This is a genomic window from Citrobacter sp. ABFQG (genome assembly GCF_004322975.1).
GTDB lineage: Bacteria > Pseudomonadota > Gammaproteobacteria > Enterobacterales > Enterobacteriaceae > Citrobacter > Citrobacter freundii.
Genome location: NZ_CP036435.1, coordinates 3,074,293 through 3,087,761 on the forward strand (window position 1 = coordinate 3,074,293; position 13,469 = coordinate 3,087,761).

Here is a 13,469-nt window from a genome sequence, read left to right on the forward strand (position 1 = left end):
GTGGCTCTGTCGCGAACATAATAACTAGCAGACCGCCGTCTGGCCCCAGGGTTTGGCGCGCATGCCTTTTATCATTAGCGCCCAGGCAAGAACGATCGCCACTATCAGCGCCACAAACAGCGACCATGGTGGCAATGTGGTTAAAATGACGCCGCTGACTAATGGGTTAACCGCTGCGCCAAGCCAGCCTAACGACTGGGCGGAAAAATAGCTGGCTTTCATACCTGCTGGTGCGATGTTGTCGATAAGCATGTATTCACCCGGTGCGTAAATGACTTCGCCGATAGTGAAAAAGGCAGCAGAAATTCCCCATAACAACAGACTGTTGCCGGAGAAAGCGAAACCGACCAGGCCAACGACAAAGAAGACTGTACCCAATGTCATTAACGGGCGGATATTCGTGGCGGTGAGCCTGCGACCAAGTGCGTACTGCAGTGATACTACGATGGCGGCGTTAACGGGCAGGACCACCGCGACGACTTTCTCGGCAAAATCGCCATCGGCGACCACCATAACGTATTGCGAAATACAGGATGCAAAGGCGCCGCCAACGAATGATGCCAAAAATGCTGACAGCGTAAACCAGAATAATGCTCTGTCGCGCAGCAGTACTGAAGGGGACCAAACAGCGGCATTTACACCTTCTGCGGTTGCCGGTGAACGTTTTACCCACGTCTGGATAAACACCAGAGGTAGCGCAGAACAGGCGGCAGCCAGCCAGAACGGCAGGTTAATGCTTTGCATAACCAGCAGCGTACCCAGCGGCGGGCCAACGGTCCAGCCGATGTTCAGCACGGTATAGTTAAGTGAGAAAATTTTCGTTTTGTTGGTCGCAGACAAGTTATCGGCAAACCAGGCTTTCAGCACCGTGGCGAAGACGGAGTAGGCGCAGTTGATCAGGGCAAAGAGCAAAACCACTATCACGACGTTATGCACCACCGGAATAGCAATAAAGCCGGAGGCAAAGCCGCAGATAGCCAGCAACATATAGCGTTTTTTATCGAACTTGTCGGCCAGAATACCAAAGCCAAGGCTGAAGACGACGCCTATGGTCAGTGCAACCGTCATCGCATAACCGATCAGGTCGACGCTCAGTTGATACTGTCGACTGAGGTAAATCGTCATAAATGGCAGCGTGGCGCCACGACCAATGGTTAATAACAAAGATGACGCAAGTAACGCGAGAGTGGACCTTCTCAGAGAGATATTCATTTTCCTGCCCGACAATGCATGTTGTTATGTTTTTTTTAGATATCAGAAACAAATAGCATGCTAAAAGTGTGATGTACACCCAATAAGTTGTCCGAAAATGCCCTGTGTGGCCTACCTGAATTAATGATCTGTTACGGTACAACGATTTCCGTTACTTTAACTTGTTTACAAAAATTTAATATTTGCAGGGGCGGTAGTATGTCGCGTAAAGACGGGTTATTGGCGTTACTGGTCGTTGTGGTTTGGGGACTGAACTTTGTTGTCATTAAAGTGGGTTTGCACAATATGCCGCCGTTGATGTTGGCAGGGTTACGCTTTTTGTTGGTGGCGTTCCCGGCGATTTTTTTTGTTGCCCGCCCGAAAATTCCGCTTTCGCTTTTACTCGGCTACGGCCTGACAATTAGTTTTGGACAGTTCGCGTTTCTCTTCAGCGCCATCAAATTTGGTATGCCTGCCGGGTTAGCTTCTCTGGTATTACAGGCTCAGGCGTTTTTCACCATCATTCTGGGGGCATTCGCCTTTGGTGAACGTCTGCAGGGTAAACAGCTGGTAGGAATTGCGCTGGCGGTATTTGGTGTGCTGGTACTGATTGAAGCCAGTCTGAACGGTCAGCATGTTGGCATGCTCGGTTTTATGCTGACGCTGGCGGCGGCGCTAAGCTGGGCCTGCGGCAATATCTTTAACAAAAAAATCATGCAGCATACATCGCGTCCGGCCGTTATGTCGTTGGTGGTATGGAGCGCGTTAATCCCCATTGTTCCGTTCTTCCTGGCCTCATTACTTCTCGATGGTCCAGCGCAAATTACCCAAAGTCTGGTGGCGATAGATTTGACGACCATTCTGTCACTGGTGTATCTGGCGTTTGTGGCGACCATTGTGGGTTATGGCATCTGGGGTTCGTTACTCGGACGCTATGAGACCTGGCGGGTAGCGCCGCTATCGCTGTTGGTGCCGGTTGTCGGTCTGGCGAGTGCGGCCGTACTGCTGGACGAAACGCTTAGCGGATTACAGCTACTTGGCGCGCTACTGATCATGGCTGGGCTGTATATCAATGTGTTTGGTTTTCGGTTGCGTAAAATTGCGTCGGTGAGGGGCTAAAAAAAGCCCCGCGGTTGCGGGGCAATATAATTACAGGTTGCGCAGATTGTAATAAGGCACACCTAATTCGTCGGACTTGTCGCTGCCTGCACCCATATGATTAAAATCGAACGGGGACTGATCGTGCGCAGGGGGCATAATCATCGCGTCGCGACTGTTCTGTGTGGCAGGTTGCGCGGTCTGTTCCGCCATGCTCTGACCCGAAACAACAAACAGCAGGGCCAGCATCGCATAAGACAGAAGTTTCATGATTTCCTCGGTTACGTCGTTAACTGGCGATTAGCAATTACATTGATTGAGTGGAAGCAAATAGCGCGATTCGCCATGCATATTCGTCATACGGTATTTGTGCGGCGGAACATCAAAATAGTTTTTGAATGTCCGGGTCAGCGTCTGCTGAGACTCAAAACCGTAACGCTCTGCCAGATAAAGAATGGGCTCGTTACTCTCTTTTAATTTTTGCGCTATTTCAGTCATTTTACGGCTGCGAATGTATTGACCCAGTGAATGACCGGTTTCTTTTTTAAACATCCGTTGCAGGTGCCATTTGGAGTAACCTGAACGCTCAGACACTTTTTCCAGCGAGAGCGGCGATTCAAGGTTATTTTCGATCCAGTCCAAAATGCTATGAATAGTGATTGTGTCAGTATTGCGTCTGGACATCGTCATACCTCTTTCTGTTTACGGCAGGATTCTCTTAAGCAAGTGCTCAAGTGTGGCTACTTCATCCGCCGTTAAGTTTTTTGTTAGTTCCTGGTGCAGGTCTTGCCCTACTAATTGATGACACTGCTCGCAAATTGCTGCGCCATGATCGGTGAGTTTCACCAGCACGCCACGCTTATCATGTGGATTCGGAAGCCTTTCTATCCAGCCTTTACAGGCCAGTCTGTCCAGCATCCGCGTCAGGGCGCCAAGGTCGACAGACAGCACTTTTTTCAATTCGACAGGGGTGATGCACACCGCGCAACGGATGGAGCAGAGCACCTTGAACTGCGATGCCGTGATATCCAGCGGTGACAGATAGTCGTTTAGCAAACGATCTTTTTTCTGATTAACCATATAGATCAAACGACCCAGTGGGATGATTTCGTTAAACAGATCACTGGTGTTTTTCACAATGGTTGCCCTGGCAAGTAGTTAGTCACGGCTGATATTATTGCTTAGGCAAATATAAGTCAAACGAATGGATCCGCAAATGCCACGTTTTGCTAAATCATCAGACTCAATACCTGGCAAGTGGAATTTTAACGGTTTGATAATTATGGTTTATACGTGCGGATGAAAAATGAATCCTTACATCACGAAAATGGCTTATCTCGCGGATTTCACCGTATACTTGCCGCTGACGATTAACGCACAGGAAAGATGACATTATGATGGACTTGTTTAAAGCAATAGGACTGGGGCTGGTAGTCCTGTTACCGTTGGCAAACCCGTTAACCACCGTGGCGTTGTTCCTTGGCCTAGCCGGCAATATGAACAGCGCAGAGCGTAACCGTCAGTCACTCATGGCATCTGTCTATGTATTTGCCATTATGATGGTGGCGTACTACGCCGGGCAGGTGGTAATGAATACGTTCGGGATTTCGATTCCCGGGTTACGTATTGCGGGTGGGTTAATCGTTGCGTTTATCGGCTTCCGGATGCTGTTTCCACAGCAGAAGGCGCATGATTCTCCGGAAGCGAGAAGCAAGTCTGAAGAGCTGGAAGACGAACCGACGGCCAATATCGCTTTTGTACCGCTGGCTATGCCAAGCACTGCCGGTCCGGGGACGATTGCGATGATCATCAGCTCCGCGTCAACCGTGCGTCATGGCTCCGAATTTCCGGACTGGGTGATAATGATCGCGCCGCCGATTATTTTTGCGGTTGTCGGGATTATCCTGTGGGGCTGTTTGCGCAGTTCCGGGGGGATCATGCGGCTGGTCGGTAAAGGTGGTATCGAAGCGATTTCTCGTTTGATGGGCTTCCTGCTGGTGTGTATGGGCGTGCAGTTTATTATTAACGGCGTGCTGGAAATTATCAAAACCTACGCTTAAAACACTATGCCCGGTAATATTTACCGGGCATATTTTTTATGAATGCTGAGGCTGTTCTTCCAGTGATACCGGCCATTTACGAAAGATAATCACCGACCATATCAACGCGGCAACGGCAGGCACTGCGCCGACGTAACCAATCGTAGACATCGACCAGTGCAAACTCACCTGATTGCCTACCAGCGCGCCAGCGCCAATACCGATATTAAAGATTCCTGAGAACAGCGCCATTGCGACGTCAGTCGCATCCGGAGCAAGCGCCAGCACTTTCACCTGCATACCCAGACCTATCAGCATGATGGCGACGCCCCAGAAAATACTCAAGATGGCAAGGTGCATTTCGCTGTCAGCGGCGGGAAGTAACAGTACCAGGCATATCGTCAACAGGGCAATGGCACTGCTAATCAGTACGGACGCATGCAGATTACCCAGCTTACCGAAAATGACGCTACCGACAATTCCCGCACCACCCAGAACCAGCAATAAGACAGTAGCAAAATTTGCGCTCAGGCCCGCGACGGTCTGCACGAACGGCTCGATATAGCTGTAGGCCGTATAATGCGCGGTGACCACAATCACCGTCAGTAGATACAGACTCATCAATGCCGGGCGATGGAATAACACGGGCAGGCTTTTTAAAGAGCCGGAGTGCTCACTGGGTAGTTTGGGCAGGAGCTTAATCAGGCAAAGCAGGGTAACTAACGCCCCCATACCGATGGCGAAGAAGGTTGTGCGCCAGCCAAAATACTGACCGACGATACGCCCGATGGGCAGCCCCAATACCATCGCCAGCGCAGTGCCAGTGGCAATCAGGCTGAGAGCCTGTGCACGTTTCCCGGCAGGAGCCAGGCGAATTGCCAGCGATGCGGTGATCGACCAGAAAATAGCGTGCGCAAAGGCAATACCAATACGGCTAATTACCAACACGGTAAAATTCCATGCCAGGAAAGAGAGCACATGGCTGGCGATAAACACAACAAACAGACAGATCAGAAGTTTTCGGCGCTCTACCTGACTGGTAAGTAACATGAAGGGGAGCGACATCAGGGCAACAACCCAGGCGTAGATCGTCAGCATGATCCCGACCTGAGCGGTCTGCATATTAAAGCTTTGTGCGATGTCGGAAAGCAAACCGACAGGGACAAACTCTGTGGTATTGAAAATAAAACCGGCAATGGCAAGCGTAACTACCCGTAGCCACGCGACCTTGCGGGAAACAGTGTCTGTTGTCATATCAAATAAGAGGATTAGCTGCGAAAAGGTAAGGCCACGATCTTAAAACGTTTGCTGGCGAAAATACAATCATTTTGTGATGCGGATCTCATTTCATTGGCAGGGCGCTATAATTTGCTGCCGAACATTCCTCATATTTTTAAGTATTTCAATAATAATGAAATTCTGGGGGTATGACTTCACCCGGATATACAGTTATTCATGTTCTTTGAGGATAGCCAGCTACTCCGGGCTCTGTGATAACTGAGGGTTCAACACCTCTATAAACGCTTCCAGCTGCCGCGTCATTGCGCCTCTGCGCCAGACCAGCCATGTATTCAGCCAGCGCCAGTTCTCGCTTAGCGGCCAGGCGTTGACCTGATGATGCCCTGGCATGCTCTCCAGCATCGAATGCGGGATCAGTGCGATACCCGCTCCGGCAATGACGCAGGCCAGCATACCGTGATATGACTCCATTTCGTGAATGGTGCCGGGCATGGCGCGATCGGCATGAAACCAGCTTTCAAAATGGCGGCGATAGGAACAGTTGGCGCGAAAGGCGTAAATACTGCAACCGTTGACGTCGCTGGCCCGCTGAATGGGGGGATGACCGTTAGGAGTGACAATCATCATCTCTTCACGGTAGACCGGCATTCCTTCAAGGCCTGGATGGGTAATTGGGCCATCGACAAAGGCAGCGTTCAATGTACCGTCGAGCACGCCGTCCAGCATTGTGCCAGAAGGACCTGTCGCTAACGCGAACTGAATTTTGGGGTAACGCTGGTTATATTCAGCCAGCGTGGCGGGGATGCGTACTGCTGCCGTACTTTCAAGCGAGCCGAGAGAGAAGAGTCCTTGCGGCTCATCCCCGGCGACGACCATCCTGGCTTCCTCAACCAGCGCGAGGATCCGCTGGCTGTAGCGCAAAAAGTTGTGCCCGGATGGGGAAAGCCGCAGACGCTGGTTTTCACGAATAAACAGATCAACACCCAGGTCGGCTTCAAGCTGACGTATACGGGTGGTGAGATTAGATGGCACGCGATGAACCTTCGCAGCGGCCTGCGTAATACTGCCAGTTTCCGCGACGGCATTAAACATTTCCAGCTGCGTCAGATCCATAATTTTCTCTATTCGTGAATGGTATGGTTAATATTATTCATTTTTCAGAAAGAGTAAATATGCTCATGATATAACCATACCCTGCGATAAAGAGAGGCACTTAATGACTATCACAGCAGCAACACATGCGATTTCCATTGACCCTACCAGCGGTGAAAGACTGACGGCGACGCCGTGGGCCAGCGTGGAAGAGATTGATCATGCGCTGAACCTTGCAGCGAATGGCTATAGCGAATGGAAACACACTTCCGTTGAGCACCGTGCGCAAATGCTGCGCCATATTGGGCAAGCTCTGCGCCATCGTGCGGAAGAGATGGCGCAGTGTATCTCACGTGAAATGGGTAAACCCATTAAGCAGGCGCGGGCTGAAGTCGCTAAGTCAGCTGCGTTGTGTGACTGGTACGCCGAGCATGGACCGGTGATGCTCAGTCCGGAACCCACGCTGGTGGAGAATAACCAGGCGGTGATTGAGTATCGTCCGGTAGGAACTATTCTGGCGATCATGCCGTGGAACTTCCCACTCTGGCAGGTAATGCGAGGTGCCGTCCCGATTCTGTTGGCCGGAAATGGTTACCTGTTAAAGCATGCGCCTAACGTAACCGGCTGTGCTGCAATTATTGCGCAGGTTTTCGCTGATGCGGGTGTACCCGTGGGGGTTTACGGTTGGGTGAATGCCGATAACGCAGGGGTCAGTCAGATGATCAATGACCCGCGTATCACGGCGGTAACGGTAACGGGTAGTGTTCGTGCTGGTGCGGCGATTGGCGCCCAGGCGGGGGCCGCGTTGAAAAAATGCGTTCTTGAACTGGGGGGCTCCGATCCGTTTATTGTCCTTAATGATGCAGACCTCGATCTGGCCGTTAAGGCGGCGGTCGCCGGGCGTTATCAGAATACCGGGCAGGTTTGTGCGGCAGCCAAACGCTTTATTATCGAAGAAGGGATAGCGGCAGAATTTACTTCACGCTTTGTGGCCGCTGCGAGCGCGCTCAAAATGGGCGATCCGCTGAACGAAGAAAACGATCTGGGGCCGATGGCGCGATTTGATCTGCGTGATGAGTTGCACCAGCAGGTTGAAGCCACCCTTGCCGAAGGGGCGCGGTTACTTCTCGGCGGGGAAAAAATTGCGGGTCATGGTAATTACTATGCCGTGACGGTACTGGGCGATGTTACTCCAGAGATGACGGCGTTCCGCCAGGAACTGTTTGGTCCAGTTGCGGCAATTACTGTGGCGAAGAATGCGGAACATGCCTTAGCGCTGGCGAATGACAGTGATTTCGGCTTATCTGCCACGGTGTTTACTGCGGATGAAGTGCTGGCGCAGAAGATGGCGTCACGCCTGGAGTGTGGTGGCGTATTCATCAATGGTTACAGTGCCAGCGATGCCCGCGTTGCGTTTGGCGGTGTGAAGAAAAGTGGTTTTGGCCGAGAGCTTTCGCACTTTGGTTTGCATGAGTTTTGTAACGTGCAGACCGTCTGGAAAAACCGCCTTTGATGGTGTAGGTGCCTCCGCTGGGGGCACCTGTCTTATTTCTGCAATTTTTCTGTCATTTACTCTCCGTACACTCGCGTCTAACGCTTTGATACAGATGAGTAATATGAACATAACGCAAATTTTCCGTCGTCTTATACCCCGTCAGTTTGGTCTGTTAACCGGCATTTTTTGCATTATTGCGCTGTTCTCTATTTTGCAGGTCGCGTCCTCCTTAATGCTTTCGGCCTCAGTCAGCGGCGCACAGCATAATGAAGAACGTAATCAACTCGCGCTTATACAGCAGGCGAAGGTTGATGAAGCGCGGGTGGCGTTATTATCTGCCAGCGATTTACTTAACCGTGCGGGAGTTTATTTTATGCAGGATGCCGCCACCGGTTCGGACGGGAGTTGGCGTCCGTTAATGGAAGAGGCATACCGGGCGCTGGCGCAGTCAAAAAGTGCATGGGATGCCTGGCGGGATATGAAACCGCAGCCGGATCCGGATCTAACGGAGAGCTATCAGCGTTTTTATAGCGGTATTCAGGAGCAGGCGGATGGGCTGATGCAGTCAGGTTCCATTGATGCGTTTTTTGCCGTACCCGTGCAGGCCTTTCAGACGGACTTTAACGCTAATTACGCGCGCTTTCAGCAGAACAGTGGGCGACATGCGGAAGCTGGGCGTCAGCAGCTGTTGACCAGTCTTGAGCGTTTACAGAATCTATTTTTGTTTATTCCTCTCGTGCTGGTGGTTATTGCCTTTCTGGTCTGGCGCAGTATGTCCCGTTGGGTGATTATGCCACTGCGACGGCTGATCGATCATATCGATATTTTAGCAGCGGGTGACCTGTCTCGCCCGGCCCCGCAGGTGAGTCAGTTTAATCGGGAAGTGACGCAATTAAGTTCGCGTATTGCTGCAATGCAGCAAGGTCTCTGCGCGCTGGTGCAGCAGGTGAACGATGCCACCACTGCAATGGTAGGAAATATCAACGAACTTGCGCAGAACAATAAACAGCTATATCAGCAGTCGGCGAAACAAAGTGAAGAATTAAGCAGCGTGACATCGCATATTTCGTTGCTGGAAATGCATGTCGAGGATAACAGTGGCTTTGCTGAACTGGCGAATCAACGCGCTGTGCAGGCGCGAGATGTTGCGGCAGGCGGGGACCGAATGATGGCGACGGTAAATACGTCAATGCAGGCGATTGTGACACGTTCGTCTGAAATGCGAGGTATTACAACGCTTATCGATAATATTGCATTTCAGACAAATATCCTGGCTCTTAACGCGGCAATCGAGGCAGCACATGCCGGGGAGCAAGGGCGCGGGTTTGCCGTGGTTGCGAAAGAAGTTGGGCTGCTGGCGCGAAAAAGCGGTCAGTCTACGCAAAACATTCAGACACTGATTAAACATTCGTTACAGGGCATTGAAGAGGGCTTTCACGCGGTTAACGGACTGGATAAGAATTTGCAGCAGGTTATCGCACTGGTTGAGAATCTTGGCGCGTTGCTGAACGACATTTCGACTGCAACGTTAAATCAAGGGAACAATATTCACCAGTTGACTCGAAAGCTGCATGTCCTGAACGGCGAAGCCCGGCAAACCAGCGATCTGGTGAATGCTGCATCTGACTCTTCCTTGCAGCTACACCATGAATCCCGCCAGCTTATGCAGGCCGTGGCCAGATTCCGCCTTCCGGCCTGACGCTGCGTATTCAGCTCTGTTATACTCGCAGGCCTTTCATACCTGCGAGCAAGGAGCATGTTGTGGCCAGGGCCATGGACAATTCAATTTTAGAGACCATTGTGCAGCAGGTTCGTCCGCTGATTGGTCAGGGTAAAGTCGCTGATTATATTCCGGCATTAGCTTCTGTCGACGGTTCAAAACTAGGTATTGCTATCTGTACCGTTGATGGACAGCACTATCAGGCGGGAGATGCGCAGGAACGTTTTTCTATTCAGTCGATTTCAAAGGTGCTCAGCCTGGTCGTGGCAATGCGTCACTATCAGGAAGAGGAGATTTGGCAGCGTGTCGGTAAAGATCCTTCTGGGCATCCTTTTAACTCCCTGGTGCAGCTGGAAATGGAGCAGGGTATTCCTCGCAATCCCTTTATTAACGCCGGGGCGCTGGTGGTTTGCGATATGTTGCAAGGGCGTCTAAGCGCACCGCGTCAACGGATGCTGGAAGTGGTACGGGCGTTAAGCGGTGTTTCGGATATCGCTTATGATGCGACGGTCGCGCGATCAGAGTTTGAACACTCGGCGCGTAATGCCGCAATTGCCTGGCTGATGAAATCCTTCGGCAATTTTCACCATGACGTGACCACCGTTTTGCAAAATTACTTTCACTACTGCGCGCTGAAAATGAGCTGTGTGGAGTTGGCGCGAACTTTTGTCTTTTTGGCAAATCAAGGGCATGCCTTTCATCTTGCGGAACCCGTGGTGACGCCGATGCAGGCCAGGCAGATCAATGCGCTAATGGCGACCAGCGGCATGTATCAGAACGCAGGGGAGTTTGCCTGGCGGGTCGGGCTTCCGGCGAAATCTGGTGTGGGTGGCGGCATCGTGGCGATCGTGCCTCACGAGATGGCGATTGCTGTCTGGAGTCCGGAACTGGACCCGGCGGGAAATTCACTGGCCGGTATCGCCGTGCTGGAGCAATTAACACAACAGCTGGGGCGCTCGGTTTACTGATGAATACGCTCGATCCTCTTTTTGCCCGGCTGGCGAAATCAACGTTTCGCTCGCGGTTTCGTCTTGGTCAGAAAGAAAGGCAGTATTGTCTGGATAAAGGGGCGCCGGTTATCGAACAACATGCTGCGGATTTTATTGCTAAACGACTGGCACCTGCGTTTCCCGCCAATGATGGTAAACAGACTCCCATGCGTGGTCACCCGGTATTTATCGCTCAACATGCTACGGCAACGTGCTGTCGAGGGTGTCTGGCGAAATGGCATGATATACCTCAGGGCGTAGCGCTAAACGATGAACAAAAACGTTACGTTGTCACGGTTATTTATCACTGGTTAGTGCTTCAGATGAACAAGCCATAGATAACATTATCCTATGATATGACCCCTAGTGTTGTGTAATTGTTAAAAGTAGTATGAAGGGGGTCAATCTAAGGAGAAACCATGGCTTCCGGTAAACCCTGCTTTGTGCTGAGCGCGGCACAGATTCTGTCGCGAATCGACGAGCTCAGCGATGTTCTTGAACGGTGCGTCAATGACGGCGCCTCCATCAGTTTTATTCTGCCCTTTAATCGCGAAAAATCAGAGCCTTTCTGGATGAACGTCGCGCAAAGTGTTTCTCGCGGAGAACGGATCGTTCTTGGTACGCAGAACGCGCAGGGGAGGCTTGTCGGTACCGTCCAACTCATTATCGATCAACCTGAAAATCAACCTCATCGTGCTGATGTTGCCAAACTGCTGGTTCACCCCTCAGCGCGACGCGGTGGCCTGGCTCGTGAATTGATGACCGAACTGGAAAGTTACGCGCGTCAACAAGGTAAAACACTGCTGGTACTTGATACGGCGACGGGCAGTGGCGCGGAGTTGTTCTACCACAATTGCGGGTGGAAAAAGGTAGGGGTGATACCTGACTATGCCCAAATGCCCGATGGGACGCTGACCGGGACCACACTTTTCTATAAAACGCTCTAATTTGTCGCCGGGGATTGATCAAAACAGGGTTTCAATGTATTAAAGTTTGCTAACCTATTGGACCAATTCAATCAGGTTGTATGACTAATCATAAAGGGAACCCATTGTGCAAACACTAAATCGTCGCGATTTCCCCGGTGCTCAGTATCCTGAACGCATTATTCAGTTTGGTGAAGGAAACTTCCTGCGCGCCTTTGTAGACTGGCAGGTTGATCTGCTGAACGAACATACCGATCTGAACGCTGGTGTGGTCATTGTTCGTCCTATCGAAAGTACCTTCCCGCCATCGCTGAGTACGCAGGATGGCCTCTATACTACTATCATTCGTGGTTTGAATGAGAAGGGCGAGGCTGTCAGCGATGCTCGTCTAATTCGTTCAGTTAACCGTGAAATCAGCGTTTATAGCGAATACGATGAGTTCCTGAAGCTGGCACATAATCCTGACATGCGTTTTGTGTTCTCTAACACCACGGAAGCAGGCATCAGTTACCACGCGGGCGATAAGTTTGACGACGCGCCAGCGGTAAGTTATCCGGCTAAACTGACGCGTCTGCTGTTCGAACGCTTCAGCTATTTTAACGGCGCATTGGATAAAGGCTGGATTATCATCCCTTGCGAACTGATTGATTATAACGGTGATGCGCTGCGTGAACTGGTTCTGCGCTACGCTCAGGAATGGATGCTGCCGGAATCGTTTATTCAGTGGCTGGATCAGGCCAATGCATTTTGCTCTACGCTGGTGGACCGTATTGTTACCGGCTATCCGCGTGATGAGGTAGCTAAGCTCGAAGCTGAACTGGGCTATCATGATGCTTTCCTCGACACGGCAGAACACTTCTATCTGTTTGTTATTCAGGGACCGAAGTCATTAGCCGCAGAACTACGTCTGGATAAGTATCCGCTGAATGTCCTGATTGTGGATGACATCAAACCGTACAAAGAGCGCAAAGTGGCGATTCTCAACGGTGCTCACACTGCGCTGGTTCCTGTTGCCTGGCAGGCAGGGTTGGACACCGTGGGCGAGGCGATGAATGACGCAGAAATTTGCGCCTTCGTTGAAAAAGCTATTTATGAAGAAATCATTCCGGTACTGGATTTACCGCGCGATGAGCTGGCGTCCTTTGCCAGTGCGGTGACGGGGCGTTTCTGCAACCCGTACATCAAGCATCAGTTGTTGTCGATTGCCCTGAACGGCATGACTAAATTCCGTACCCGCATATTGCCGCAACTGCTGGCCGGGCAACAGGCCAGCGGTCAATTGCCCGCACGTCTGACGTTTGCGCTGGCGGCGTTGATTGCGTTCTACCGCGGGGAGCGTAACGGTGAGTCTTATCCGGTCCAGGATGATGCGCACTGGATTGAACGTTTCCAACAACTGTGGAGCCAACATCGCGATCGCCAGATAAGCACCGAAGCGTTGGTCAAATCTGTACTGGGTGTTAAAGAACACTGGGAGCAAGACCTGACACAAGTTTCTGGACTGGTGGTACAGGTTTCTACCGATCTGGATACCATTCTGGCAAAAGGTATGCGGGAAGCCGTTAAGCCACTGTGCTAAGACGACTACCGACAACCCGGCTCAGGCCGGGTTTTTTCTGGATATAAGTTAGTTACAACATACTGTGTTATTTATGTCATAAACCCAGTCTGTGACTTCCG

General features: G+C 51.2%; 14 protein-coding genes. 8 read left to right on the forward strand and 6 right to left on the reverse strand.

Annotated elements, in window-relative coordinates; genetic code table 11:
* Positions 1-24: 24 nt before the first annotated feature.
* The gene (ydeE, locus tag WN16_RS15125) at positions 25-1,212 is read right to left on the reverse strand and encodes an efflux MFS transporter YdeE (protein WP_044699830.1); all 1,188 of its coding nucleotides are present in this window, start codon (positions 1,210-1,212) and stop codon (positions 25-27) included.
* Positions 1,213-1,410: 198 nt separating this feature from the next.
* On the opposite strand from ydeE, the gene eamA reads away from it, so the two are divergent.
* A complete protein-coding gene (eamA, locus tag WN16_RS15130; RefSeq protein WP_003032420.1) occupies positions 1,411-2,310 on the forward strand; it encodes an O-acetylserine/cysteine exporter in 900 nt (299 codons plus the stop codon).
* 30 nt (positions 2,311-2,340) lie between these two features.
* Here the strand turns inward: eamA and marB are convergent, their stop codons facing one another.
* The 3 genes from marB to marR are packed head-to-tail and all read right to left on the reverse strand — an operon-like array spanning position 2,341 to position 3,426.
* A complete protein-coding gene (gene marB, locus WN16_RS15135) occupies positions 2,341-2,559 on the reverse strand; it encodes a multiple antibiotic resistance protein MarB (protein WP_003032422.1) in 219 nt (72 codons plus the stop codon).
* Positions 2,560-2,589: 30 nt separating this feature from the next.
* Entirely contained in the window at positions 2,590-2,973 is a 384-nt protein-coding gene (gene marA, locus WN16_RS15140; RefSeq protein WP_003032424.1) for an MDR efflux pump AcrAB transcriptional activator MarA, read from the reverse strand.
* 18 nt (positions 2,974-2,991) lie between these two features.
* Positions 2,992-3,426, reverse strand: a complete 435-nt coding sequence (gene marR, locus WN16_RS15145; protein ID WP_003032426.1) for a multiple antibiotic resistance transcriptional regulator MarR — start codon at positions 3,424-3,426, stop codon at positions 2,992-2,994.
* 257 nt (positions 3,427-3,683) lie between these two features.
* On the opposite strand from marR, the gene WN16_RS15150 reads away from it, so the two are divergent.
* Positions 3,684-4,349 (forward strand): MarC family NAAT transporter, encoded by a 666-nt coding sequence (locus tag WN16_RS15150; RefSeq protein ID WP_003032428.1) that lies wholly within the window; start codon positions 3,684-3,686, stop codon positions 4,347-4,349.
* 36 nt (positions 4,350-4,385) lie between these two features.
* On the opposite strand, the gene WN16_RS15155 is transcribed toward WN16_RS15150, so the two are convergent.
* Positions 4,386-5,582 (reverse strand): sugar transporter, encoded by a 1,197-nt coding sequence (locus tag WN16_RS15155; protein ID WP_003032430.1) that lies wholly within the window; start codon positions 5,580-5,582, stop codon positions 4,386-4,388.
* A gap of 222 nt (positions 5,583-5,804) precedes the next feature.
* Entirely contained in the window at positions 5,805-6,680 is an 876-nt protein-coding gene (locus tag WN16_RS15160; RefSeq protein ID WP_044699825.1) for a LysR family transcriptional regulator, read from the reverse strand.
* A gap of 103 nt (positions 6,681-6,783) precedes the next feature.
* Here WN16_RS15160 and sad point away from each other — a divergent pair, with 103 nt between their 5' ends.
* The 6 genes from sad (at position 6,784) to WN16_RS15190 (ending at position 13,368) form a co-directional block, all read left to right on the forward strand.
* On the forward strand, positions 6,784-8,172 hold the full coding sequence (gene sad / locus WN16_RS15165) for a succinate-semialdehyde dehydrogenase (protein ID WP_044699824.1): 1,389 nt from the start codon (positions 6,784-6,786) through the stop codon (positions 8,170-8,172).
* 103 nt (positions 8,173-8,275) lie between these two features.
* Positions 8,276-9,853 carry a methyl-accepting chemotaxis protein gene (locus tag WN16_RS15170; protein WP_044699822.1) on the forward strand — a complete coding sequence of 526 codons (1,578 nt, stop codon included), beginning with the start codon at positions 8,276-8,278 and terminating at the stop codon, positions 9,851-9,853.
* 62 nt (positions 9,854-9,915) lie between these two features.
* On the forward strand, positions 9,916-10,842 hold the full coding sequence (gene glsB / locus WN16_RS15175; RefSeq protein ID WP_003032436.1) for a glutaminase B: 927 nt from the start codon (positions 9,916-9,918) through the stop codon (positions 10,840-10,842).
* On the forward strand, positions 10,842-11,201 hold the full coding sequence (locus WN16_RS15180) for a DUF4186 domain-containing protein (RefSeq protein ID WP_003836300.1): 360 nt from the start codon (positions 10,842-10,844) through the stop codon (positions 11,199-11,201). The genes glsB and WN16_RS15180 overlap by 1 nt, the downstream gene beginning before the upstream one ends.
* Positions 11,202-11,282: 81 nt before the next feature.
* Entirely contained in the window at positions 11,283-11,810 is a 528-nt protein-coding gene (locus WN16_RS15185; RefSeq protein ID WP_044699821.1) for a GNAT family N-acetyltransferase, read from the forward strand.
* A gap of 106 nt (positions 11,811-11,916) precedes the next feature.
* The gene (locus tag WN16_RS15190) at positions 11,917-13,368 is read left to right on the forward strand and encodes a tagaturonate reductase (protein ID WP_044699819.1); all 1,452 of its coding nucleotides are present in this window, start codon (positions 11,917-11,919) and stop codon (positions 13,366-13,368) included.
* Positions 13,369-13,469: the final 101 nt, after the last annotated feature.

Coding starts and splice junctions, on each gene's coding strand:
- ydeE (WP_044699830.1), bottom strand. CDS start 1,212: ATGAATATCTCTCTGAGAAGGTCCACTCTCGCGTTACTTGCGTCATCT.
- eamA (WP_003032420.1), top strand. CDS start 1,411: ATGTCGCGTAAAGACGGGTTATTGGCGTTACTGGTCGTTGTGGTTTGG.
- marB (WP_003032422.1), bottom strand. CDS start 2,559: ATGAAACTTCTGTCTTATGCGATGCTGGCCCTGCTGTTTGTTGTTTCG.
- marA (WP_003032424.1), bottom strand. CDS start 2,973: ATGTCCAGACGCAATACTGACACAATCACTATTCATAGCATTTTGGAC.
- WN16_RS15150 (WP_003032428.1), top strand. CDS start 3,684: ATGATGGACTTGTTTAAAGCAATAGGACTGGGGCTGGTAGTCCTGTTA.
- WN16_RS15155 (WP_003032430.1), bottom strand. CDS start 5,582: ATGACAACAGACACTGTTTCCCGCAAGGTCGCGTGGCTACGGGTAGTT.
- WN16_RS15160 (WP_044699825.1), bottom strand. CDS start 6,680: ATGGATCTGACGCAGCTGGAAATGTTTAATGCCGTCGCGGAAACTGGC.
- sad (WP_044699824.1), top strand. CDS start 6,784: ATGACTATCACAGCAGCAACACATGCGATTTCCATTGACCCTACCAGC.
- WN16_RS15170 (WP_044699822.1), top strand. CDS start 8,276: ATGAACATAACGCAAATTTTCCGTCGTCTTATACCCCGTCAGTTTGGT.
- WN16_RS15180 (WP_003836300.1), top strand. CDS start 10,842: ATGAATACGCTCGATCCTCTTTTTGCCCGGCTGGCGAAATCAACGTTT.
- WN16_RS15185 (WP_044699821.1), top strand. CDS start 11,283: ATGGCTTCCGGTAAACCCTGCTTTGTGCTGAGCGCGGCACAGATTCTG.